At 54.3% G+C, this 24283-nt stretch carries 21 protein-coding genes; 6 read left to right on the top strand and 15 right to left on the bottom strand.

What is annotated here, in order from left to right:
- Positions 1-19: 19 nt before the first annotated feature.
- Positions 20-289 carry a YdgH/BhsA/McbA-like domain containing protein gene (locus COO59_RS10300; RefSeq protein WP_103059702.1) on the top strand — a complete coding sequence of 90 codons (270 nt, stop codon included), beginning with the start codon at positions 20-22 and terminating at the stop codon, positions 287-289.
- Between the two features lie 30 nt (positions 290-319).
- Here the strand turns inward: COO59_RS10300 and COO59_RS10305 are convergent, their stop codons facing one another.
- The 4 genes from COO59_RS10305 to COO59_RS10320 all read right to left on the bottom strand — a co-directional run bounded on the left by COO59_RS10305 (position 320) and on the right by COO59_RS10320 (position 7139).
- Complete coding sequence (locus tag COO59_RS10305; protein ID WP_103059703.1) at positions 320-2005, bottom strand: alpha-amylase family glycosyl hydrolase; 1686 nt, start codon at positions 2003-2005, stop codon at positions 320-322.
- A gap of 136 nt (positions 2006-2141) precedes the next feature.
- The gene (gene feoB / locus COO59_RS10310) at positions 2142-4454 is read right to left on the bottom strand and encodes a Fe(2+) transporter permease subunit FeoB (RefSeq protein ID WP_103059704.1); all 2313 of its coding nucleotides are present in this window, start codon (positions 4452-4454) and stop codon (positions 2142-2144) included.
- Positions 4451-4684, bottom strand: coding sequence for a ferrous iron transporter A (gene feoA, locus COO59_RS10315; protein WP_103059705.1), 234 nt, complete (start codon positions 4682-4684; stop codon positions 4451-4453). The genes feoB and feoA overlap by 4 nt, the downstream gene beginning before the upstream one ends.
- A 130-nt stretch (positions 4685-4814) precedes the next feature.
- The gene (locus COO59_RS10320) at positions 4815-7139 is read right to left on the bottom strand and encodes a Tex family protein (RefSeq protein WP_103059706.1); all 2325 of its coding nucleotides are present in this window, start codon (positions 7137-7139) and stop codon (positions 4815-4817) included.
- Between the two features lie 201 nt (positions 7140-7340).
- Between COO59_RS10320 and greB the strand changes: the two genes are divergently transcribed.
- Positions 7341-7841 (top strand): transcription elongation factor GreB, encoded by a 501-nt coding sequence (gene greB, locus COO59_RS10325; RefSeq protein WP_103059707.1) that lies wholly within the window; start codon positions 7341-7343, stop codon positions 7839-7841.
- Positions 7842-7979: 138 nt separating this feature from the next.
- Here the strand turns inward: greB and yjbE are convergent, their stop codons facing one another.
- The gene (gene yjbE / locus COO59_RS10330; protein ID WP_103059708.1) at positions 7980-8219 is read right to left on the bottom strand and encodes an exopolysaccharide production protein YjbE; all 240 of its coding nucleotides are present in this window, start codon (positions 8217-8219) and stop codon (positions 7980-7982) included.
- A gap of 534 nt (positions 8220-8753) precedes the next feature.
- Here yjbE and ompR point away from each other — a divergent pair.
- Together ompR and envZ are read left to right on the top strand one after the other, a co-directional pair.
- Complete coding sequence (gene ompR / locus COO59_RS10335; protein WP_038629697.1) at positions 8754-9473, top strand: osmolarity response regulator transcription factor OmpR; 720 nt, start codon at positions 8754-8756, stop codon at positions 9471-9473.
- Positions 9470-10846 carry a two-component system sensor histidine kinase EnvZ gene (envZ, locus tag COO59_RS10340; protein WP_103059709.1) on the top strand — a complete coding sequence of 459 codons (1377 nt, stop codon included), beginning with the start codon at positions 9470-9472 and terminating at the stop codon, positions 10844-10846. Before ompR ends, envZ begins: the two co-directional genes overlap by 4 nt.
- 69 nt (positions 10847-10915) lie before the next feature.
- Here the strand turns inward: envZ and pckA are convergent, their stop codons facing one another.
- Positions 10916-12535 (bottom strand): phosphoenolpyruvate carboxykinase (ATP), encoded by a 1620-nt coding sequence (gene pckA, locus COO59_RS10345; RefSeq protein ID WP_103059710.1) that lies wholly within the window; start codon positions 12533-12535, stop codon positions 10916-10918.
- A 432-nt stretch (positions 12536-12967) separates the two neighbouring features.
- Between pckA and COO59_RS10350 the strand changes: the two genes are divergently transcribed.
- Positions 12968-13189: a hypothetical protein gene (locus tag COO59_RS10350; protein WP_103059711.1), complete on the top strand. Its 222-nt coding sequence runs from the start codon at positions 12968-12970 to the stop codon at positions 13187-13189.
- Positions 13190-13238: 49 nt separating this feature from the next.
- On the opposite strand, the gene COO59_RS10355 is transcribed toward COO59_RS10350, so the two are convergent.
- The 8 genes from COO59_RS10355 to COO59_RS10390 all read right to left on the bottom strand — a co-directional run bounded on the left by COO59_RS10355 (position 13239) and on the right by COO59_RS10390 (position 20665).
- Positions 13239-13643, bottom strand: coding sequence for an immunity protein Tsi6 family protein (locus COO59_RS10355; protein WP_103059712.1), 405 nt, complete (start codon positions 13641-13643; stop codon positions 13239-13241).
- A 5-nt stretch (positions 13644-13648) separates the two neighbouring features.
- A complete protein-coding gene (locus COO59_RS10360; RefSeq protein WP_103059713.1) occupies positions 13649-14035 on the bottom strand; it encodes an immunity protein Tsi6 family protein in 387 nt (128 codons plus the stop codon).
- Positions 14032-15285 carry a polymorphic toxin type 46 domain-containing protein gene (locus COO59_RS10365; protein WP_103059714.1) on the bottom strand — a complete coding sequence of 418 codons (1254 nt, stop codon included), beginning with the start codon at positions 15283-15285 and terminating at the stop codon, positions 14032-14034. The genes COO59_RS10360 and COO59_RS10365 overlap by 4 nt, the downstream gene beginning before the upstream one ends.
- Positions 15282-16082: a DcrB-related protein gene (locus tag COO59_RS10370; protein WP_103059715.1), complete on the bottom strand. Its 801-nt coding sequence runs from the start codon at positions 16080-16082 to the stop codon at positions 15282-15284. Before COO59_RS10370 ends, COO59_RS10365 begins: the two co-directional genes overlap by 4 nt.
- A 392-nt stretch (positions 16083-16474) precedes the next feature.
- On the bottom strand, positions 16475-17353 hold the full coding sequence (gene hslO / locus COO59_RS10375) for an Hsp33 family molecular chaperone HslO (protein WP_103059716.1): 879 nt from the start codon (positions 17351-17353) through the stop codon (positions 16475-16477).
- 26 nt (positions 17354-17379) lie between these two features.
- Positions 17380-17781 carry a ribosome-associated heat shock protein Hsp15 gene (gene hslR / locus COO59_RS10380; protein WP_103059717.1) on the bottom strand — a complete coding sequence of 134 codons (402 nt, stop codon included), beginning with the start codon at positions 17779-17781 and terminating at the stop codon, positions 17380-17382.
- A 25-nt stretch (positions 17782-17806) separates the two neighbouring features.
- A complete protein-coding gene (gene yrfG, locus COO59_RS10385) occupies positions 17807-18478 on the bottom strand; it encodes a GMP/IMP nucleotidase (protein WP_103059718.1) in 672 nt (223 codons plus the stop codon).
- Between the two features lie 48 nt (positions 18479-18526).
- The gene (locus COO59_RS10390; RefSeq protein ID WP_103059719.1) at positions 18527-20665 is read right to left on the bottom strand and encodes an intracellular growth attenuator family protein; all 2139 of its coding nucleotides are present in this window, start codon (positions 20663-20665) and stop codon (positions 18527-18529) included.
- A 406-nt stretch (positions 20666-21071) separates the two neighbouring features.
- On the opposite strand from COO59_RS10390, the gene nudE reads away from it, so the two are divergent.
- On the top strand, positions 21072-21638 hold the full coding sequence (gene nudE / locus COO59_RS10395) for an ADP compounds hydrolase NudE (RefSeq protein WP_103059720.1): 567 nt from the start codon (positions 21072-21074) through the stop codon (positions 21636-21638).
- A gap of 57 nt (positions 21639-21695) precedes the next feature.
- Here the strand turns inward: nudE and mrcA are convergent, their stop codons facing one another.
- A complete protein-coding gene (gene mrcA, locus COO59_RS10400) occupies positions 21696-24245 on the bottom strand; it encodes a peptidoglycan glycosyltransferase/peptidoglycan DD-transpeptidase MrcA (RefSeq protein WP_103059721.1) in 2550 nt (849 codons plus the stop codon).
- Positions 24246-24283 lie beyond the last annotated feature (38 nt).

Here is a 24283-nt window from a genome sequence, read left to right on the forward strand (position 1 = left end):
ATTATGACGAAGGTGAACTATGAATATCATTAAAACTGTTGCTGTAACTTGCCTGCTGGGCGGCCTCTCATTCTCTGCGCTGGCGGCAAAGGAAGTGACCAAAGAAGATGTGCAGAAAATGAATCTGCAGAAAATCGGCACGGTGAATACCACGGCGGAAACCACCTCGCCGATGGATGCCAAACGTGAGCTGTCAAAAATGGCGGATGAGAAGGGCGGTAAATATTTTCTGGTAGTCGCCGGACGTGAGCATGGTCGTTTCAGCGCCACGGCTGACGTCTATAAGTAATGCCTCAGCAGGCATACCTGTTATGCCTGCTTATCCTTTTAGCCACAGATAATGCCACGGCGGCAGAGTTACCGGCTGTGAGCCATCAATCAGCTTCTGTTCAATAATATCGTGATATTTCTTCGCTTCCGGCAGCGTGGCATTTACGCTTTCCCCACTCAGGTTAAATACGCACAGCAGGCCATTATCTTCCACCGATGAATAGCGGCGTATCAGCAGTAGCCTGTTTTCACTGTCGAAGATTTCCATCGGATTATCGGGATGAAACGCTGGCTGACGTGTGCGTAGCTGAATCAGCGCGCTGAGCCGGTTAAAGGTTTGCTGACGCAGATAATCGCCGCCCGACAGCGCTTTTTCGATTGCCGAAAGCGCATATTTTTCCCGGTTAATGGCGCGGTTATGGCCCGCGACTTTGACGCCTTCCCGATCGTTGCGCGAGCCAAGAATGCTCTGGATATAGATGGCGGGCACGCCGGGGAAAGCCAGCAGAATAGCGTGCGCCAGCATAAAGCGCCGGATGCGCGTATCATCGTCATCGTTCTGTTTGTTCAACGCGTCCATATAGGTAACGTTGATTTCGTACGGGCTGGTGGTGCCATCCGGGTTATTTTTATAGGAGATCAGCGCGCCCTCCAGCGCCAAATCGCGCACCAGCGCAACAATCTCTACTTCCGGCAGGATGCCACGCGCCGGGTTAAGGCCAATCCCATCGTGTGACGCGAGGAAATTAAAAAAGGTGGTGGTGGTGCGAGGATCGAGACCGGCAGCCCACTGGCGCAGCGCTCGCGCCGAGCCGTTATGGATGGCGTGCAGCACCAGCGGCGGTAGCGAGAATTGATAAACCATCTGCGCCTCATCCTGGCCGTTGCCAAAATAGCTGATGTTGTCCTGATGCGGCACGTTGGTTTCGGTAATGAGCACCGTGCCGGGCGCGACCACGTCGGCAATAGCGCGGAACAGTTTCACCAGCAGATGGGTGTTTTCCAGATGAATACAGCGCGTTCCGGGCGTTTTCCACATATAGCCCACCGCATCCAGCCTGACGTAGTCGGCCCCTTTTTTCAGGTATTCCAGCAGCACGTCAACCATACGGATCAGCACTTCGGGGCTGGCAAAGTTCAGGTCTATCTGATCGGCGCTAAAGGTGGTCCAGATATAGTGCGTTTTACCATCGGCGCGTTCGAAGGGCGTCAGCAGCGGTGAGGTGCGCGGGCGGGTCACGCTGCTTAAATCGGTGCCGGGCGGCATACTGATAAAAAAATCATCCCAGCCGGGATCGCAGGCCAGGTAGTGTTTAAACCAGGCGCTGTGCGAAGAAATATGATTGCAAACGAAGTCGAACATCAGGCGCGTATGGGTATGCAGCTCGGCAACGTTGCGCCATTCGCCGCATATCGGGTTGACCTGATGATAATCAATCACGGAAAAGCCGTCGTCAGATGACCACGGGAAAAAAGGCAGCAGGTGAACCAGATTAAAGGTGGACTGCAAATGCTGCTGATAAAAGCGTGAAAAGGTGGCGAGCGTGGGCGCTTCCGGTTCGCGAAACTGATCGGCATAGGCTATCAGCATCACATCTTTTTCATCCCAGTGCGGCTTGCGCGGTTTTTTTATCGCATCACGGGCGGCGCGAATGTGGGACAGCAGGCGCTCCCGCGCGGCCATCGGAAAGGTGTTTTGGTAGATCTTATCGATTAAGTTATTGATAATATCCATGTTTATCCGGCGGGCTGCAGCATTAGGTTCGCAAGGGCGTTAGTTTTTACTGTAGACCGCCGGGCTAAAATCGCAACCGCTACAGCGGCTCCCTTTGTCGGGATGGGGCCGCCGGGCAAAATCGTCGCGCTGCTGGCTAATGGCATTCCCCGCTTTTTAACGGCCTCTCATCGCTTTCAACGGGCAGCACCCTGATCGGAATGCGCTGCGGCGGCAGCTTAACCCGGCGCAACAGCAGCAGCAGAGCGGCGTTAAACAGCAGCACCAGCAGAATAATCAGGCCGCTGGCCAGCGGCTGTTCATTGATGCGGGAAAACTGCCAGAACAGCGTGGCAAGAGAGTAAGCGACGTTTAATCCCCAAAAAATGGAAAAGCTCATCCAGCGACGGCTGCTTTCACGCGCAATCGCGCCCATTACCGAGACGCAGGGAATGTAGAGCAGCACGAACAGCAGATAGCTGAAAGCGGCGGCATCGCTGCCGAACTGACGGCTCATTTGCCCCATTGCGCCGCCCGCCATTTCGCCATCGCCTTTGCTGGCTTCAATCGGGTTGGCCAGTACGCTCAGGGTCAGCGTCTCTTTCAGCCCCTGCCAGGTTTCCGTTACCGCATCGGCCAGTTCCGCCTTCAGGCTCCAGTCGTTGGCGTTAAACGGCTCTTCATGCAGCGCTTCGGCGGTATAAAGCGTATTCAGCGTACCTACTACTACCTCTTTTGCCATCGCGCCGGTCAGCAGGCCGACCGAAGCCTGCCAGTTATCAGGCTGGATGCCGATAGGCGACAGTAGCGGAGTTAATATCCGGCTAACGCTGGCCAGCGCCGAATCATTGATGCTGTTAACCGGCTGACCGTTAAACGAGAAGCTGTTCAGCCCGCCAATCAGGATGCTGGCGATAACGATAACTTTCCCGGCGCGCAGCACAAAACCACGCAGCCGCTGCCAGGCCTGTAGCAGCAGGCTTTTCAGATGCGGGACGTGCCAGCTCGGCAGTTCCATCACGAAAGGCGAGGCTTCGCCGCGCAGCAGCGTATATTTGAGCAGCAGGCCGGTTAACACCGCCATCACAATGCCGGTCAGGTAGAGGCTAAACACCACCAGCGCGCCGTGCGTGCCGAAGAAGGCGGCCGAGAACACGGCAAAAATCGCCAGCCTGGCCCCGCAGGAGATAAAGGGCGCCATCATCACCGTAATCAGCCGTTCACGCGGTGCGTCCAGCGTGCGGGCGCCCATTACCGCAGGAACGTTACAGCCAAAGCCCACAATCAGCGGCACAAAGGATTTGCCCGGCAGGCCAAGCGACTGCATCAGCCGATCGACGACGAAAGCGGCGCGCGCCATATAGCCGGAATCCTCCATAAAGGAGAGAAACAGATACATCAAACCAATCTGCGGCACCAGCGGCAGCACCGTATTGATCCCGCCGCCCACGCCCTGAGCGAGAAACAGCGTCAGCCAGACGGGGAAATGCAGCGTAGCGCCAAGCCACTGCATGCCATGAATAAACAGCGCCGTTGAGCCAATGTCAAACAGCGGCTGGATTGCGCCGCCGATATTGATCGCCAGCACGAACATCAGATACATCATCAGCAAAAAGATCGGAAAGCCCAGCCAGCGGTTCAATACCAGATTATCCAGCCGCTGCGACAGCCGATGCGGCGCCAGCAGGTGCTGATTGCTGACGTCGGCACCGATCGCCGCCAGCTTCTTATAGCGCGCGGCGACAATGGCTACCGCAATATCCGACGGCAGCTGGGTTTCCAGCTCTGCTAAACGCTGCAGCGCCAACTCGCTTACCTGCTGACGACTATAAATATCCCCTTCCAGCAGCTGTAGCGCCAGCCAGCGCCGCTGCTGACGGCTTTCGCTGACTGGCATCGCCGCCGCCAGCCGATCGACGGCGCTGCCCAGCTCAGCCGGATAGCAAACCTCCAGCGGCGCGCAGGCGGGAATGCCTTCATCAATCAGCTGTTTCAGGCGATCCAGCCCGCTGCCGCGCGTTGAAACCACCGGCACCACCGGACAGCCGAGGCGCTGCGCCAGAGCGGGAATATCAATGGTAATGCGTTGGCTTTCCGCCATATCCAGCATATTGAGCGCCACAATGCAGGGCACGCCCAGTTCACGCAGCTGTAGCGTGAGGTAGAGGTTGCGCTCAAGGTTACAGGCGTCAACCACGTTAATGAACAGGTCCGCCTGCTGGCTTAAGACAAAGTGGCAGGCGATCTGCTCGTCGAGCGAAGCCTGCTGCGAAATAGTGGTGAGCGAATAGGTGCCGGGAAGATCGATTAAATTAACCCGCGTGTCGCCGGCGGTAAAAAAGCCCTCTTTACGCTCGACGGTGACGCCAGCCCAGTTGCCAACGCGCTGACGCGCGCCGGTGAGCTGATTAAACAGGGTGGTTTTTCCGGCGTTCGGGTTGCCTAACAGGCCAATCGTGCAGCTTTTCATGCCGCCTCCGCGATCGGCTGCAGCTGCAGCAACGCCAGATCCTTTTTCCGCAGCATCAGGCTGACGCGTCCGGCCTGGATCTGTAGCGGATCGCCCAGCGGCGCGATACGCAACACCTGAAAGCAGGCGCCGGGCAACAGGCCAAGGGCAAGCAGTTTTTGCCGATAAGCGGGGCTGACGGCGGAAGAAAAACCGAGAATCTGGTAGTGCTGGCGGGCAAGCAGTGGCATAGAAGGCACCTCATTGACTGTCGCTTAAGGCGGCAAGAACAAAACGGCACCATATTAATGAGAACGATTATCGTTAGTGTTGATTTAGAACAAACATGATACAAAGGGCGGCACGAGGCCGCCCATAAAGTTAGCGTTTTTTACCCAACGCCGCAGCCAGCGCATCGCCCATCGCACTGTTGCCCGCGGCGGAGCTATTGCCGCGCGGACGCGGCTTCGCCGCCGAACGATGATTGCTGCGCTCCTGGCTACGCGGCGCGGCGCGCGACGGCGCTTCGCCCGGCTGCTCATCCAGGCGCATGGTCAGCGCAATACGCTTACGCTGCAGATCCACCTCCAGCACCTTGACCTTAACAATATCGCCCGCTTTCACCACGGTATGCGGATCTTCGACGAACTTGTCGGAGAGCGAAGAGATATGCACCAGCCCATCCTGATGGACGCCAATATCCACGAAAGCGCCAAAGTTGGTGACATTAGTCACTGCGCCTTCCAGCACCATGCCGGGCAGCAGATCGTTCATCGTCTCAACGCCTTCGGCAAACTGCGCCGTTTTGAATTCCGGACGCGGATCGCGGCCTGGCTTTTCCAGCTCTTTAAGAATATCGCTGACCGTCGGCACGCCGAAACGCTCGTTGGTAAAATCGACCGCCTTCAGGTTACGCAGCTCATTCGGATTGCCCATCAGCTCGCGCAGCGACTGGCGGGTTGCCTCCAGAATACGCTCGACCACCGGATAAGCTTCCGGGTGCACCGTGGACGCATCCAGTGGGTTATCGCCGTGGTTAATACGCAGAAAGCCCGCGCACTGTTCAAAGGCTTTCGGCCCAAGGCGGCTGACTTTCAGCAGCTGCTGACGGCTGCGGAAGCGGCCGTTTTCATCACGCCAGTTCACGATATTCTGCGCCATCATGCGCGTCAGTCCGGCCACGCGCGTCAGCAGCGCCACGGAGGCGGTGTTAAGATCGACGCCGACGGCGTTTACGCAGTCTTCCACCACCGCATCCAGCTTTTTCGCCAGCTGACTTTGGCTGACGTCATGCTGATACTGGCCCACGCCGATTGATTTCGGATCGATTTTCACCAGCTCCGCCAGCGGGTCCTGCAGACGGCGGGCAATAGAAACCGCGCCGCGCAGAGAAACATCAAGATCGGGGAACTCCAGCGCCGCCAGTTCGGACGCCGAGTAAACCGATGCGCCCGCTTCGCTGACAATAACTTTTTGCGCCGTCACCTGCGGAAACTGCTTTTGTACTTCAAGGAAGAAGCGCTCGGTTTCACGTGAGGCGGTGCCGTTACCAATTGCCACCAGCTCGACCTGATGACGCGTGCAGAGCGCCGCGACTGCCGCCGCCGCTTTTGCCGCCTGGCCGGTATGCGGATAGATGGTATCGGTGGCGACCAGCTTGCCGGTGGCGTCCACCACGGCGACTTTTACCCCGGTACGCAGGCCCGGATCGAGACCCATAGTGGCGCGCATTCCTGCCGGCGCCGCCATCAGCAGATCGTGCAGGTTGCGGGCGAATACCTTAATCGCTTCTTCTTCCGCACGCTCGCGCACGCTGCCCATCAGTTCGGTTTCCAGATGCAGCAGTACTTTAATGCGCCAGGTCCAGCTCACCACGGCTTTACGCCAGCTGTCCGCCGGCGCGTTGTTCAGACGCAGGTTCAGATGCTCGCTGATCAGCTGTTCGCCGTAGCTTTCACGCGGCGGCTCATCAAACTGCGGATCGGGATTGAGCGACAGCTGCAGCACGCCTTCGTTGCGGCCACGGAACATCGCCAGCGCGCGATGCGAAGGCACCGTCGCCAGCGCCTCGTGATGATCGAAATAGTCGCGGAATTTCGCGCCTGCTTCCTCTTTTCCTTCCACCACGCGTGACACCAGGTGCGCGTTTTTCCACAGGTAATCGCGCACTTTCGCCAGCAGACCGGCATCTTCCGCGAAACGCTCCATCAGGATATAGCGTGCGCCATCCAGCGCCGCCTTAACGTCGGCTACGCCTTTTTCGGCATCAACAAAACGGGCGGCCAGCTGTTCCGGCTCCTGGGAAGGGGTCTGCCACAGAGAATCAGCCAGCGGCTCCAGACCAGCTTCGATAGCAATCTGTCCACGCGTGCGGCGTTTCGGCTTATAGGGAAGGTACAGATCTTCGAGCTCGGTTTTGCTCAGGGTGCCGTTAATCGCGGCGGCGAGTTCATCGCTGAGTTTGCCCTGTTCCGCAACGGATTTCAGGATGGCCTGGCGGCGATCTTCCAGCTCTCGCAGGTAACCGAGGCGGGTTTCCAGCTGTCGTAGCTGGGTATCATCAAGCCCGCCGGTGATTTCCTTACGATAACGTGCAATAAACGGCACGGTGTTCCCTTCGTCCAGCAGGCGGATTGCGGCATCAACTTGTTCAGCCCGCGCCTGAAGTTCACCCGCAATAATGCGGTTCAGTGAATCATTCATCATCGGTTCAACTATCTTGCTAACAGAGTTTGAGAAATAGCGGACAGTTATACGGATTGACGGGCGAAATTACCAGCGATGCGGCGCGCTTTAGGCCATATTCCGAAAGCGATTTACCACACGTCGATTTTGATGTTGTACCATTAGCGCCAAAGGGCGGCGCAAGGCTGTCGGACCGTTAGTTTCAGCAGACAGGATGGGTGTGTGAAGACGCAACTGATTACCCGTGAAGGTTATAACAAGCTCAGGGCGGAACACGATTATCTGTGGAGTGAAAAGCGCCCGGAGATCACCAAAATCGTCTCCTGGGCGGCCAGCCTGGGCGATCGTTCCGAAAACGCGGATTATACCTACAACAAGCGCCTGCTGCGTCAGATCGATCGGCGGGTGCGCTATCTGCGAAAATGCCTGGCCGAGCTGAAAATCGTCGATTATTCGCCGCAGCAGGAGGGCAAAGTCTTTTTCGGCGCCTGGGTTGAGGTGGAAAACGAACAGGGCGAGGTAAAGTGCTTTCGTATTGTTGGGCCGGATGAAATCTACGGTGAAGCGAAAAACTATATTTCCGTTGATTCGCCGATGGCGCGCGCGCTGATTAAAAAAGAGGTGGATGACGAGGTGAGCGTGAATACGCCTGAAGGAGAAAAAATCTGGTTTATTAACCGGATTGATTATCGTCAGGGCCAGAATGACGCCGACGCCGTTTAATCCGTGCCGCAGCGTAAAAAAGAAGCGGAGAATAATGACTTTTTAAGTAAGCCCGGGCAACGCTTATTCTCCGGTGGCAAAAGACAACAGCAACAAAATTTTTATAATTTTTGACCTGAGTGGGCGCTTTAATAAATTTTAATGTGGAATGGTGCTGGTTGTGGTGGTGGTTGCGGTACTGGAGCCATCGCCGCCGCCTGCAGTGGCAAGGGCCAGGCCCAGTAGCGCGCCAACAACCGCTACGCCTTCCGCATCAGAAGTGCCTTTCGCTTCGGTGGTTGCCTGAGCGCCTGCGGCCGCGCCGCCTGCGGGTTCAGTAGCCATTACATATCCACTGACAAACAGAGCCAGCGAGCAAATCAACATTATTTTGTTCATATTTATTCCCGGCTGATAAATAAATCACGGTTGTCGGGGAGAATATAGTTTTGTCAGGGCAGCGCTGAAAAGCATTGTTTTTTAACGAATAACGTTAACTTAAGTTATGGCTGGATCGACTTTTTACCTGCTGCGAATATTCCTGGCTGAGCGTAACGGTAAAAAAATAAATGCCAGTTTTTTCTGCTGATAGTTGGTCTCAGGGCGCATTAATCTGACACCTATTCGCCTGGTAAAGAGGCAGTGCGATAAAACGGGTAGGGTTAAATAAATTAACCTGCTGTTTTAAAATAACAAAATTTTACATTTGACGTTCTGAGCCAGCGATGTACAGAGTTTGTCGGCGTATTTCAGAAAAGACGGATCGAACGGCGGCTATTCAGTAGCGTAAAAGTAAAATAAATGCGATATAAGCTGCTGTTTAATATGCTTTGTAACAATTTCGGCTAGAATATAAACCATTAATGACTGTCACAGTTACGCTTCTTTTTTAACAATACCAGCTCAGGCAATAGCGCCTTTGGGAGTATCGAAATGCAAGAAAACTACAAAATTCTGGTCGTCGATGATGACATGCGCCTGCGTGCGTTGCTGGAGCGCTATCTGACCGAACAGGGTTTTCAGGTGCGCAGCGTCGCTAACGCCGAGCAAATGGATCGCCTGTTAACCCGCGAATCCTTTCACCTGATGGTGCTTGACCTGATGTTGCCGGGCGAAGATGGCCTGTCGATTTGTCGTCGCTTGCGTAGCCAAAGTAATCCGATGCCGATCATTATGGTGACGGCAAAAGGCGAAGAGGTCGATCGCATCGTTGGGCTGGAAATCGGCGCGGATGACTATATTCCGAAGCCGTTCAACCCGCGCGAGCTGCTGGCGCGTATTCGTGCCGTGCTGCGTCGCCAGGCGAATGAACTGCCGGGCGCGCCTTCTCAGGAAGAAGCGGTGATTGCGTTCGGTAAGTTCAAGCTGAATCTCGGTACCCGTGAAATGTTCCGTGAAGATGAGCCGATGCCGTTAACCAGCGGCGAGTTTGCGGTGCTGAAAGCGCTGGTAAGCCATCCGCGTGAGCCGCTGTCGCGCGATAAGCTGATGAACCTTGCCCGTGGCCGTGAGTACAGCGCCATGGAGCGTTCTATCGACGTGCAGATTTCACGCCTGCGCCGCATGGTGGAAGAAGATCCGGCGCATCCACGCTATATCCAGACCGTTTGGGGCCTGGGCTACGTCTTTGTTCCGGACGGCACTAAAGCATGAGGCGGCTCCGCTTTTCTCCCCGTAGTTCGTTTGCACGCACGCTGCTGCTGATCGTCACGCTGCTGTTTGTCAGCCTGGTAACCACCTATCTGGTGGTGCTTAACTTCGCCATTCTTCCCAGCCTGCAGCAGTTTAATAAGGTGCTGGCGTATGAAGTGCGCATGTTAATGACCGACCGGTTGCAGCTGGAGGACGGTACGCAGCTGGAAGTGCCGCCCGCGTTTCGGCGTGAGATTTACCGCGAGTTGGGGATTTCTCTGTATACCAATGCGGCGGCGGAGGAGAGCGGATTACGCTGGGCACAGCACTATCAGTTTTTAAGCGATCAGATGGCGCGTCAGCTTGGCGGGCCGACGGATGTGCGGGTTGAGGTGAATAAAAACTCGCCCGTCGTTTGGCTAAAGACCTGGCTGTCGCCGGACATCTGGGTGCGCGTGCCGCTGACCGAAATTCATCAGGGCGATTTTTCACCGCTGTTCCGCTATACGCTGGCGATTATGCTGCTGGCGATTGGCGGCGCCTGGCTGTTTATCCGCATTCAGAACCGTCCGCTGGTGGATCTGGAACATGCGGCGTTACAGGTGGGGAAAGGCATTATTCCGCCGCCGCTGCGTGAATATGGCGCATCGGAGGTGCGCTCGGTAACGCGCGCCTTTAACCAGATGGCATCCGGCGTTAAACAGCTGGCGGACGATCGTACGCTGCTGATGGCGGGCGTTAGCCACGATCTGCGTACGCCGCTGACCCGCATTCGTCTGGCGACGGAGATGATGAGCGCGGAAGACGGCTATCTGGCGGAATCGATTAATAAGGATATTGAAGAGTGCAACGCGATTATCGAACAGTTTATCGATTATCTGCGCACCGGGCAGGAGATGCAGACCGAACGCGCCGATTTGAACGCCGTGCTGAATGAAGTTGTCGCGGCAGAAAGCGGCTACGAGCGTGAAATCGAAGATGCCGTTATGCCGGAAGTCCTGATGCTGGATATTAATCCGCTTTCGATTAAGCGTGCGGCGGCGAATATGGTGGTGAACGCGGCGCGTTACGGCAACGGCTGGATTAAGGTTAGCAGCGGCCATGAGCTACAGCGTGCCTGGTTCCAGGTGGAAGATGACGGACCGGGCATTAAGCCGGAACAGTTAAAGCATCTGCTACAGCCGTTTGTACGCGGCGACAGCGCCCGCAGCACCAGCGGCACCGGGCTGGGATTGGCGATTGTGCAGCGTATTATCGATGCACATCAGGGTTCGCTGGATATTGGCGTCAGCGCCCGCGGCGGCCTGCGAATTCGCGCCTGGCTGCCGTTATCCGCGACGGTGGCTGCGGCTGGCGGCCCGGTCGGCCAGCTGCAGTTGCCTAAGGGCGAGTAGCCTGAAAGCGCAGCGCCAGAAAATAAAAACCCCCGCCAAACGGCGGGGGTTTTGTTTACTGCGCCAGGGTTAAATATGTGGCCCGGCTGAAACCAGCGCGGCGCCCGCCGGCGTATCGGTATATTTTTCAAAGTTATTGATAAAGCGCTGCGCCAGATCCAGCGCCCGGCTTTCCCACTGTGCCGGATCTTGCCAGGTATTGCGCGGATCGAGAATATGCGGATCGATCCCCGACACCGCTACCGGCATCTCCAGATTGAAAATGGGCAGCGTTTGGGTTTCCGCCTGTGCCAGTTCACCGCTAAGAATCGCGTTGATAATGGCGCGTGTATCCTGCAGTGAAATACGCTTACCGGTGCCGTTCCAGCCGGTATTTACCAGCCAGGCTTCCGCGCCCGCATCCTGCATACGCTTCACCAGCACTTCGGCATATTTTGTTGGATGCAGCGTCAAAAATGCTGCGCCAAAACAGGCGGAAAAGGTCGGGGTTGGCTCAGTAACGCCGCGCTCAGTACCGGCCAGCTTGGCGGTAAAGCCTGACAGGAAATGGTACTGGGTTTGATCGGAAGAGAGACGTGAAACCGGCGGCAGCACGCCAAACGCATCGGCGGTAAGGAAAATAACCTTTTGCGCATGGCCCGCTTTCGACACCGGCTTAACAATATTTTCGATATGGTAGATAGGATAGGAGACGCGCGTATTCTCCGTTTTGCTGGCATCATCAAAATCGACAGAGCCATCGCTGCGTACCACGACGTTTTCCAGCAGCGCATCGCGGCAGATGGCATGATAAATCTCCGGCTCCGCCTGCTCTGATAGCTTAATGGTTTTCGCGTAGCAGCCGCCTTCGAAGTTAAACACGCCGTCATCGTCCCAGCCATGCTCATCATCGCCAATCAGCTGACGTTTCGGATCGGTAGAAAGCGTGGTTTTCCCGGTGCCGGAGAGGCCAAAGAACACCGCCACGTCGCCTTGCTCGCCAACGTTAGCCGAGCAGTGCATAGAGGCGATACCTTTCAGCGGCAACAGATAATTCATTACCGCAAACAGGCCCTTCTTCATTTCGCCGCCGTACCAGGTGCCGCCGATCAGCTGCATCTTTTCGCTGAGATTAAAAGCGACGAAGTTTTCCGAATGCAGGCCCTGCTGCTGCCAGTGGGGATTGGTGCATTTTGCGCCGTTCATTACCACAAAGTCAGGCGTAAAGCTGGTAAGGCTTGCCTCATCAGGGCGAATAAACATGTTTTTGACAAAGTGCGCCTGCCAGGCGACTTCGGTAATAAAGCGCACGCTCAGGCGGGTATCGGGATTGGCACCGCACCAGGCATCGACTACAAACAATCGCTTGCCGGAAAGCTGCTGTGTTACACAGCCCTTCAGGGCTTGCCAGGTTTCCTGTGACAAAGGTTGATTATCATTTTTGCCTTTGCCCTGGTCGTTCCACCACAGGGTATCGCGCGTCGTATCGTCACGCACAATATATTTATCTTTCGGTGAGCGCCCGGTAAAAATGCCGGTATCCACAGCGATGGCTCCGGACTGCGTTAGCGTACCGCGCTCATAGCCGGACAGGCTGGGCAGAGTTTCTTCCTTAAATAAAGTTTCATAATCGGGATTATGGATGACTTCAACCGTATCAGTGATGCCATAAGCGACGAGGTCCTGTGGCGTCAGGCCATTAGGGCGCATATTACTGTTCCTTTATCGGTTTGTACTGCAACAAATGTTGGGGTGACTTGCTGCCACTTGCCGTAAAGCGATTCACGCTGCTTTACAATTGCGGCAGTCTACTCCTGTCAATAAACAGCGGAAGGAGAGAGTGATAAAAATGAGAGACGAAACGTTTTTTTATAGAAAATCGTCAAAATCCGATAAAAAGTTATGATTGCTATACGATGAATATGAAACAAGATTTTATTTTTACAACGAAACATGGCGTTTTTCCGCTGTGTTAAGTTCAGTCTCTGGTCGATCCGCCTGGCTAAGCCTCTCCTGGTCGCTCTGTTGACGTTTGTTAATAAAAAATGCGAACCAGTCTACCTGTTTTACTAATGAGCTTAAGTACCTTTAACCAAGGTAAGGGATGCACTTATATCAACTATTTTTTGAGAAATTTAAAATATGAAAAAATTATTGCTCGTTATTTTATCTCGCTTAGTGCAAGGCGTAGGTATAGGTATATGTGGCCTGACCTTGCTTTGTGCGGGCTGGTTTCTGTTTTTCTCATACAGCGATTACCGATATTTCCTTTCTGCCTTTTCCCTGTTGGGGCTTGTTGTGGGTTACCACATCTTTAAATTTGCTGTGCTTAAAATCTATGATGAAAGCCCCGGCGATTGGTGATGCATTTGGCAGAGACTGTTGATGCTGTTTCTGTTCTCCGCCATAAGCTTTAAACTTCAAAATCGTCGGAGTAAGCGTTGCGTAATTTCTGCTGCCTTTGCTGGTAACTTGTAGGGTTGTCTTCATGCGGAAGTTTAACTTTTAAGCCTCTACCAATCTGATCGGTGATATAGCTGGCACTAAAAATTCTGTCCTGAAAAACGGGATCGCTTCCATCAAATTCTTTAGCGGCATACACACCCATAGTCATTTTATGGATTCTGCTTTTATCCTTTTCCTCACAGGTAATGATCTTACGCAGATAAATAAGCTGTTGAACGATAGAGTTATACATCGGTTCAAGTGTTTTGCCGCCTTGAACCTGAAGTATGTGAGCGTGACGTTTTTGCGCCAGACGTAGCGCCCGATCAATGTAAGCTAATGCACTGTTGATGCTGTTTCTGTTCTGCGACATAAGTCTTAATCTTCAAAATCGTCGGGGTAAGCGTCTTTAAGTTTTTGTTGCTCTATAAAATAATCAGACTCAATTTCATGCGGTAATTTGACTTTCAGGCCGCCACCAATTTGATCGGCTATAAAACTGGCACTATGTATTCTATCGGAAAAAATTTTATCCGTTTCCTCAAATTCTTTCGCGGCATATATGCCCATGGTCATTTTATGGATTCTGCTCTTGTCTTTTTCTTCTCCGGTAATGATCTTACGCAGATAGATAAGCTGTTGAACGATGGAATTATACATTGGCTCAAGCGTTTCACCGCCTTGAACCTGAAGTATGTGAGCGTGACGTTTTTGCGCCAGGCGTAGCGCCCGGTTGATGTAATCTATAGCACTATTATTATTCATTTAATTTTCTCCCATGCACCTTTGTTAGTGCTAAACCACTGTATGCCACCACCTTCAGTCTGGAAAGGTTCTTGGGGTACCGACCAGGTATCCAATACTGGGGATGCTTTACTACGCAACATTTCAAGCGGGCGCTGCGCCTTATAAGTAGTAATTACCTTAGGAACTTTTATTTCAGTGTCATGTAAGTTACCTGACGGGTTGATACCGAGCTTTGTTGGCGGCGTAGTCTCGTTCATTGAGTACCAGTTTCCCTGCCAGTTTCCGGGAGCCTGGTTTTGATAAGCTAGTTTCCCTCTGTTAATAGCTTCTACAGAAACTTTATCAACCATGTTGATACCTTTCATATAGTCATTAATGATACGTTCATTTTTCATTCCACTTTTTTGCATAAAATTCCGAACCAATTCCCTGTTCCCTCGAATATTAATATCTCGATTAATATCGCCGGTGCGCCCGAACTTTTCATTCAGCCTGGCGCGTCTTTCCGTATGGGCCTGGGTTCTTACGGGGTGATTATCCCCTGTTTTTATACCACCTTTTATCCCCGTCACGCCGCCTGCAAATGCGCCGCCAAGCGACAACCACTTTTGCCCATCGCTGCCCTGGCCATAGATTTCACCGCCGATAAAATCACCGGCGTAGCCGCCTGCCATTGCGCCAGCCGTTGCCATCAACGCCGCCATCGGCCCGGCTATTACCGCCGTTGCCGCCAGGCCGACGCCAAACAGCGTAGCGTTTACCCACGCGGGAATATCGGGATTGATCGGGGCGACCTGTATTGCTGCGCCGCCAATGTACACATTAGACGAGCCCTGGCTAATCATGCCGCCGCAGGCCAGGCGATCGCCAATGCGGGCGGCAGGATAGCCGTTGATATAAACACGGCTGGAGCCTTCCGCAACGGGCTGCGCGCCAGGGCCATGCTCAGCGCATTTGCCTGCGGAAAGGGGGGCGATAATGGCGGGCCTGCCATTAATAAAAACGTTGGCTGAACCCATGGTCAACTGCCCGGTAACATGCCTGGGCGCCCATGACATGCCGCCCAGTAGTTCGCCCAGCCCGCCGCCGCTGGCTGCGCCCGCAACAGTAGCGGCAAGCACCGCCGTGCCCACGCCGCCGGTTACCAGCGTACAGGCTGCGCCGACAATCGCGCCGCCGATCAGGCCCAATACCAGCCAGCCTTTGGCGGCAACATGCGCGATATTGTCTCCCTCGCGCGCTGCGGCAAAAGCGTTATCGCCGCTCATTGCTGATTGATCTGCTGACAAAGCCAGACTTCAATCGCGTCGGCGGTTTCCAGCCCAGGAATGCCCCGAACGCTTTTAGCTAATAACAGAGTGTGAATCATCGTCTGTTTCTGGCCTTCGGCGGTTTTCCATAGCGCATAGCGGGTAACGTTATCTTCTCTGGCGACGGGGCCAATGCTTAAGCGATGCCCGCCGCTGTCGAAAAACAGATAGTCACCCTGCTTTGCCCGGTTAAGATCGACCGAGGCATAAAGCGACGCCATGCCCTGAAAAACCAGCAGTTCACGGCTCTCGCGGTCGAAGCTAAAGTAGACAGACGGGCTGTCTGCGGGAATTTCATTACTGATGGGCTGAGCAGGCGGAGAGGGGTGATGGAAGCGAACGGTGGCGGTGATAAGATCGTAAACCCGCGCGTGGGAGGCATCGAACGCATCGGGGCAGGTGCCAATAAAGCAAAGCAGCTTTTTACCCTGAAACGCTTCATCAAGCAGCACTACCCGTTGCTTTTGCAGCAGCGTGCGCTGGCCTGACTTAAAGCTGTAGAACAGCTCCAGCGCCGGGATGCCATCCAGCTCGGTCAGTTCCACATGAATAAGGCCCAGCTCCGGCAGGTTCGTCTGTAGTTCTTCGGCGAGCCGGGTGGAAACCGATTGCAGCGTATCCCCGGCCTGGGCAGGGGCGCGTGAGATGACAAAGGTAAACTCATTCGCGCCGCCGAGGGTAAACAGGTTCATGGTACGGTCATGTAACAGGTCGGGCAGCGTAAGCATGCACTCCTGCAGGGTATATTCAGACATCTGTTAATTTCTCCGGTCCTTGAGCTATTAGCAAAATATCGGGGGTGAAAATATTGGGCGTTAATAGTTCCTTTAAATAAGCTGGCCGTGCATTTTATTAATAGCTGCCGTATTAATACTTCGCGATTTTATAATTATTTTATCCAGCCTTACTTATTAAACTGAAACGGATAAAATTGCAATGCGCTTATTTAAGCTAAAGGAGAGAGTTTATTGGATGACAGGAAGGATAATTATTTGGCTGGGATTTTTTTAGTGATTGCGTTTTTCTATCTTATGGGAATAACATTTTTACAGAGGGTAGTTACGCATTTATTTATAGCGAAAGGATTAACATCTGCCGCTAATCATAAAGGCGACCTGCGTCGCCTTTATTAATTTTCCGGCGGGTATTAATGAATCTGGGCGCTACCGCTGCCGGAATCATTACGAATCGCCGCAATATCTACCGCATCGTAAATATAGTGGCTGCCGCAATAGTCACAGTGCATATCGATTTGTCCATCTTCCTGCAGGATTTGATCGACCTCTTCCTGTGGCAGCGTTTTCAGCACTTCGCCGCAGCGCTCGCGCGAACAGGTACATTTAAAGCTGACGTTCTGCGGTTCATAGATTGTCACCTCTTCCTGGTTATAGAGACGCCACAGCACCTCGTTTGCCGGCAGGCTAATCAGCTCTTCGGTTTTGATGGTTTCCGTCAGCGTGGCCAGATGGTTAAAATCTTCTTTATCCGTATCCTGCGCCGGCAGCACCTGCAGCAGAATACCCGCCGCACCCGGCTGGCCTTCATGTTCGCCAGTACGGATAAACAGACGCGTCGGCAGCTGCTCAGAGCGCATAAAGTAATCTTCCAGGCAGGCCGCCAGCGTATCGCCTTCCAGACTCACCACGCCCTGATAGCGTTCGCCTTTTTCCGGCGAAATGGTAATAACCAGATAGCCGTTGCCAACCATCTCTTTCAGCGTGCTGCCGGGGGCGATTTCGCCCTGAACGCGTGCGACGCCGCGCATTTCCTGGCGGTTGTTGCCGTTAATTACCGCCAGCGTTAACGCCCCATCGCCCTGCAGCTGCACGGTAATGTCGCCTTCAAACTTCAGCGTGGCGGTAAGCAGGCTGGTTGCCACCAGCAGTTCGCCCAGCAGCTGTTGAACCGGCTGCGGGTAATCGTGCCCGGAGACGATCTCGCGCCACGTCCCGGACAAATTGACCAGTTCGCCACGAACCGCGTGGTTTTCGAACAGGTAACGATGCATTTGGTCTTGATGAGCCATAGTTTTTCTCTCGTGTTGGCGGCGCGTTATTCGTCGCCAGAAAATTTGAATTTCATCAGATCGCGGCGCTCTTTTTTATCAGGCCGACGATCCGGATGCGGCATGGTTAGCGCGTTCAGCTTGCGCGCCTGCGCCACTTTCTCACGTTTTTCAACGCTTTCCGCCGTTTCGCTGTACAGCAGCTGTGCTTCAGTAGCGGGACGCCGCTGCTCGGTCACGGCGCAGACAATCACCGTGCGCTCATCATTGCCCTGACGTAATTTCACTTCAGCGTTCAGCTCTACCAGCTTGCTGGGTTTGCTGCGCTGGCCGTTGTAGTGAACTTTTCCGCCTTCGATCATTTCACGCGCCAGCGCGCGGGTTTTATAAAAACGCGCGGCCCACAGCCATTTGTCGAGTCGGACGCCTTCTGCGATTTTCTCTTTCATCACTGCTCCCGTCGGTTTACCGCGCTTACAGCGTCAGCGCGCCGAGAAGCGTTCGGTAATCGCTCACGCTCTGATGGCGGGCGAAGGTTTTGGTTGGCAACCCGGAATCGGGATTGCTGACGCCAAGGCACCAGGCAATACCCCAGCGCTTTGCCGCATCCAGCACCGGCTCGCTGTCATCAATAAACAGCGTTCGCAGGTTTTCGAAACCGGTATGCTGCTGCACGGCCTGCCACAGGCGCCGATCTTCTTTCGGAAAGCCAAATGTATGGGTTGAAAGTAATAAATCAAGATGCTGCCCAAGACCGGTTTGCTTTAGCTTAACTTCCAGATTCCAGGGGTGCGCATTGGTAAGCAGAATGGTGCGCTTGCCGCTGGCGCGTAGCGCCTGCAGCAAGGGAAGGGTGTCATCTCGTAAACGCGCCCGGCTGCGCATTTCCCAGGTCATGGCACGAATATCCAGCTCCAGCTCACGGCTCCAGTAATCCAGACAATACCAGTTTAGCGTATGCTGAACCGCCTGATACTTCGCCATGATTAACTGGCTGGCTTCCTCCAGCGAGATGCCGCGCCGTTGACTGATGCTCTCCGGCACCAGCGTCAGCCAGAAATAGCTGTCAAATGCCAGATCGAGCAGCGTGCCGTCCATATCCAGCAGCACGGTATCTATATCGCGCCAGTTAACGTTGATTTCCATGCCGCCTTCAAAAAAGAAAGGCGACAGGGTAGCACAGTTGAAAGTGGCTCAGAACAGCGGGCGCATATCCGGCATCGGCGATAGCGTATGGTTGAAACACTTATCGTAATAGTGCTGAATTTCCACAATGCGTTTGCGGTTGCGGTGGATGCGCTTCAGCGCCAGCAGGCCGTTAATCACCACGCTCAGGCTCAGGATAACCAGCAGCAGCGAAGTGCAAAGGTAGCGCCACAGCGTCAGCATATCCGGCTCGCTGTGCAGGGCGATATGCTGCGTGCCGTTGGCATCCGTATGGATACTGGTGATAATTCCGGCCGCGCTGAAGGAAGTATGCAGCAGCATACCCGCCAGGCGCTGGAGTTCATCCCACTGATCCGGCGCGTTGAAATCAAACAGCGAAACGGTCGGTTGAGGATGGTTAACCAGCTGGCGCCCTTCATCGCTGACAAGCAGGAATCCGCCAGGCGGCGGGCTATTCAGCGCTTCGGCGGCGCGATGCGTTTCACGATAGAAAAAGGTCGAAGTGGCGGTGTTCACCAGATTTTCCAGCGCCTCGGCGCTGACCGGACGCAGCAGCACGTTCATGCCGTTTAACGCTCCTGAGGTTGCGCGGCTCACCAGCGTTTCCCAGTCTTTTGCATTGCCCAGGTTAACCAGCGCATTTTTCAGCCGTACGCAATCCTGCTGCTGGCTACATAACTCCTGGGTTTTCAGCACCAGGTCGGAAAAATCATCCAGCAGGATCATGCCTGATTTTTGAATCGCCGTGGCGAGCTGCGGGTTAAGCTTGCTGTCGATATTGTTTTGCGGGTGCAGCTGCTGGTTGGTCAGATTCAGCAGCGCTGACGCTTTATCAATGATTTCCGACTGCGGCAGCGGCAGGGGAGTGGCCATATTCCAGTAAATGGCCGAGCAATCGAACGGCATAAAAGCATAACTGCGGTTGCTCTGATAGCTGGCAGGTACGGAACACATTCCGGTGCCGCTGACTTTCAGGTTATCGCCCACGTGCAGCGTCGCCTGATCCAGCGCGGCTACCGAATTAACCTCAATCCGCTCAGAACCGGTCAGCCACGCCATGCTGAGCTTTAGCGGCATCGCTAAGGGCACCCAGCTAATCAATAGCGCCAGCACCAGCAGAGAGCCGCAGGCCAGCACCATATTCTTTTTCCAGCGCTGGACAGGGAAGTTGCGCACTTCATCCTGTAGCGACAGGAAACGTCCCTGGCGCACTACCTGACGGTTCAGATAAATATCCACCTCGGTCGTCTGGCCAAGATCGTGAGTAACATAAGGCTGCCAGTGCGGCGGATAAACCAGATCAATAATCCCCAGCGAAATATTGTTGACCTGTCCCTGATTCGATTCGCTAAACAACCCCCAGCGTTTCGGCGCGCCGCGCAGACAGTGAATTTCACGTAAATCTTTTTCGCCGGGACGACGATACATAAACCACAGGCTGATCAAAATGATCACCACGCCGGCGCTGGCCAGCCACGGCATAAAAAGTAACGGGGCTAACAGGCTAATAAAAAACAGCAGTAGGCCGCAGCAGATCGCCGTGGCCTCACGGGTGCCGTCGCTGCGTGACAGACAATGCTCTTCCGGCGTCTCTTTACGTACCTGAAGCAGCTCGACGTTTTCGCTCTGCTCCTGGCGTATCGAGGCGTTGGTGGCGCTGGGACGCACCACCGTCGGCAGCATGCTTTGCTCTCCGGCATAGTTCACCAGCGAATGACCGTTAAGGGAGATCGCCAGCGGAATAGAGTGGGTTTTGATTAGCTCAACGAAGTTTTCTTCGGCGATATACTGTTCCCACAGCGGAGGAAGGTGCACCTCAAGCGCGTCGAGATAGTAACGCCATTTCTGCGGATCGTCGGTGGAAAGCCCGTAACGGGTAATGGCGCGGGTAACGGGATAAACTTTATTGCTCTGCGAGCTCAGCGTCAGCATTTCCGGCGCGGCGCTGGCGCCGCCTGGCTGGATGGTGCGCTGCTTGCTGGCCAGCGTATCGAGATAGCGCTCAACGGCTTCGCGTTCCTCACTCGTCAGCAGACGATGGGGCGGATTAATAAACGGCAGCGGTTTCGCCAACGGCGGGCGATGCCGCATAGCGTACCAAAAACAGATACCTGCAATAATGGAGCAGGTAAGCATTACACCCAGAATAATGATAATTGTGCTCATGCTATGTTCATTCCAGCCAAACTGCTGCCGTCACTGTGATTGCTCGCTCCGGGCTAAGTTATAGGGAGTTCACTAATTTTGGCGGGATTGGGCAGTGGTGGCAACCAACCTGTTTACTAAAATAGCGCACAAAATCATAAAATTAGAACTACTATACAGAAATCCTTGCCGGAATATTAGCTGGCGCGTGTCGAGGTGAATATCGGCATTATCCTATTTCTTTGTCGCTTATTGACTTTGCCATAAAAAATTTCCCAATCGTTACAAATAATTGTTATAAAAAAGTAAATTAAATCATATGCTGATTGGATTCCCGTGAGGCCTGTCGCACAATATCTTTTTGCCGCTTTCTGCCCAGAACAATGACTGTCTGGCAATGATTAACTGCGCTTTATCTGGGGCCCCTATGCCAAGAAAATTAGAGAAACCTAAAATTTTACACGTTGAGCCTGTGGCCCGCTCCCGCCTGTTTACCATTGAGTCGGTAGATCTGGCGTTCAGTAACGGTGCGCGGCGCGTTTATGAACGTATGCGTCCTTCAGAGCGCGAAGCGGTGATGATTGTGCCGATTATCGATAATCATCTGTTGTTGATTCAGGAATATGGCGTCGGTCTGGAAACTTATGATCTGGGCTTTCCAAAAGGATTGATCGATCCTGGCGAAACGGTATTCGAGGCGGCTAATCGCGAGCTAAAAGAAGAGGCCGGCTTTGGCGCGCAGCAGATGGAAGCGCTCAGCAAACTCACCATGGCGCCTTCCTACTTTTCCAGCAAAATGAATATTGTGGTCGCGGAAGGGCTGTATCCCGAAAAGCTGGAAGGCGATGAGCCGGAACCGCTGCCGGTGATCCGTTGGCCGCTGGATAACCTGATGTCGCTGCTGCAGAGGCCCGATTTTAACGAGGCACGCAATGTCAGCGCGCTGTTCCTGGTGCGCGAATGGCTGGTAAAACAGCAGCGTATTCACTACTGACAAGACGTAACCGAACCTGAAAAGTAAAAAGGGGCGAAAATCGCCCCTTTGTTTTTATCAGAACAGTTCGTGTGTTTCGCCGTTATCCATCAGCGTGGTTCCCACGTCATGCACCGAATACTCTGTAGGCTGCGTCCCGTCAATAAAGTACTCCTGACGGGTATTGCCGCCGCCGTTAGCCAGCTTGCCGGTACTGCGATCGATAGTTACGGTCACCACGCCTGGCGGAGGCGTTAGCGGCTGCTCCGGCACGCCATCCAGCGCCGCCTTCATAAAGCTATCCCACGCTGGCTGAGCGCTCTTGGCTCCGCCTTCATAGCCAGAAATCTGATCGTCAATCGCGCCGGAAGCCGTTGAGCGGCCCAAATCGCGCCGATGATCGTCAAAGCCAATCCAGACAGTCGTCACGACGCCAGGGCCGTAACCGGAGAACCAGGCATCTTTCGAACTGTTGGTTGTACCGGTTTTACCGCCAATATCTTTCCGCTTCAGATCGCGGCCGGCACGCCAGCCGGTGCCCATCCAGCCCGGTTCACCAAAGATATTTGAGTTCAGCGCGCTTTTAATCAAAAAGGAGAGCGGCGTATTGATAACGTGCGGCGCGTACTGCTGAGTGGCGTCAGGCCGATCGGCACCTACCTGCTGCAGCACCGGCTGCGGTACGGCGGGATGGCTATTTTCCTGCGAGACCGCCACGTTTTCTACGCTCTCTTCGCCCAGCGCCACCGATTTTTTAGTCTCACCGTAAATCACCGGCAGATTGCATTCCGGGCAGGCGATACGCGGATGATTTTCAAACAGCGTTTCGCCGTTTTCACTTTCAATCTTCTTGATGAAATAAGGATCGACAAGGAAACCGCCGTTCGCCATAACCGCATAGCCGCGCGCCATTTGCAGCGGCGTAAAGGAGGCCGCGCCCAGCGCCAGCGATTCGGTGTGCACGATATTCTGTGCCGGGAAGCCGAAGCGTTGCAGATACTCTGCGGCATAATCGACGCCCATCGCGCGCATCGCGCGAACCATTACCACGTTTTTCGATTGCCCCAGCCCCTGACGCAGACGGATCGGGCCATCATACGTCGCCGGTGAGTTTTTCGGCCGCCAGTCAGAGCCCGCTCCCGCGTCCCAGCGCGAGATCGGGACATCGTTAAGGATCGAGGCCAGCGTCAGGCCACGGTCCATCGCTGCGGTGTAGAGGAAAGGCTTAATATTCGAGCCGACCTGACGCAGCGCCTGGGTAACGCGGTTAAATTTACTCTGATTAAAATCAAAACCGCCAACCAGCGCGCGTACTGCGCCATCGTGCGGATCGAGAGAAATCAGGGAAGAGTTAACGTTCGGCACCTGTGCCAGCCACCAGCTATTTTCTACTTTGCGTACCCAAATCTGCTGACCCGGCTGTAGCACCTGCGTCACGCTGCGCGGCGTTGCGCCCTGCTGCGTATCGGACTTATACGGACGCGCCCAGCGTACGCCTTCCATCGTCAGCGAGACGCTGCTGCCGTCACGCATCAGCGCCGTTGCTTCATTACCGTTAGCGGTAGTCACCACGGCGGGCCACAGCGGGCCATAAACCGGCAGCGTCTTTAAGTTTTTCAGAATACGCGTGCGATCCCAGGCAGACTCACCCACTCGCCACAAAATATTGGCCGGGCCGCGATAGCCGTGACGCATATCATAATCCAGCACGTTATTACGCACCGCTTCCTGCGCCGCCAACTGAAGCTTGTGGGTAACGGTGGTATAAACCTTAAAGCCATCGTTGTAGGCGTTATCGCCGTAGCGCTTCAGCATCTCCTGACGCACCATTTCCGTCAGATAGGGGGCGGAAAAAGCGATTTCCGGGCCGTGATAGCTGGCCTCCAGCGGTTCACTGCGCGCCTCGATATACTGCCGCTGCGTAATGTAGTTCTGAGCCAACATGCGGGACAGCACAACGTTACGGCGCGCCAGGGCACGCGCATGGGAATAAAGCGGATTAAACGTGGAGGGCGCTTTAGGCAGCCCGGCAATCATCGCCATTTCACTCAGCGTTAGCCGATCGATATTTTTGCCGAAATAGACCTGAGCGGCGGCGCCGACGCCATATGAGCGATAGCCAAGATAAATTTTATTCAGATAAAGCTCGAGAATTTCATCTTTGCTGAGCAGCTGCTCGATGCGAATAGCGAGGAAGGCTTCCTTGATTTTACGCATCAGCGTGCGCTCAGGGCTGAGGAAAAAGTTACGCGCCAGCTGCTGCGTAATGGTACTCGCCCCCTGGGAAGCGTGGCCTGAAATCAGCGCCACGCTGGCCGCACGGAAGATACCGATAGGATCGATGCCGTGATGCTCATAGAAGCGACTATCTTCGGTGGCGATAAAGGCTTTAATCAGCTCAGGCGGCATCTGCGACAGCGTCAGAGGTATGCGGCGCTTTTCGCCATACTGCGCGATCAGTTCACCATCGGCGCTGTAGACCTGCATTGGCGTCTGCAGACGAACGTCCTTCAGCGTGTTCACATCCGGTAGCTGCGGCTCAATGTATTTGTACAACCCGTAAACCGAGCCGACGCCCAGCAAAATGCAACACACTGCAAGAATTAATAAATACTTTACGAACTTCACCTGAGATTTCCCATTTAATGTCGTTTGGGCAGTTTATA

Origin of the sequence: Mixta theicola (assembly GCF_002895925.1) — a bacterium.
Classification (GTDB): domain Bacteria; phylum Pseudomonadota; class Gammaproteobacteria; order Enterobacterales; family Enterobacteriaceae; genus Mixta; species Mixta theicola.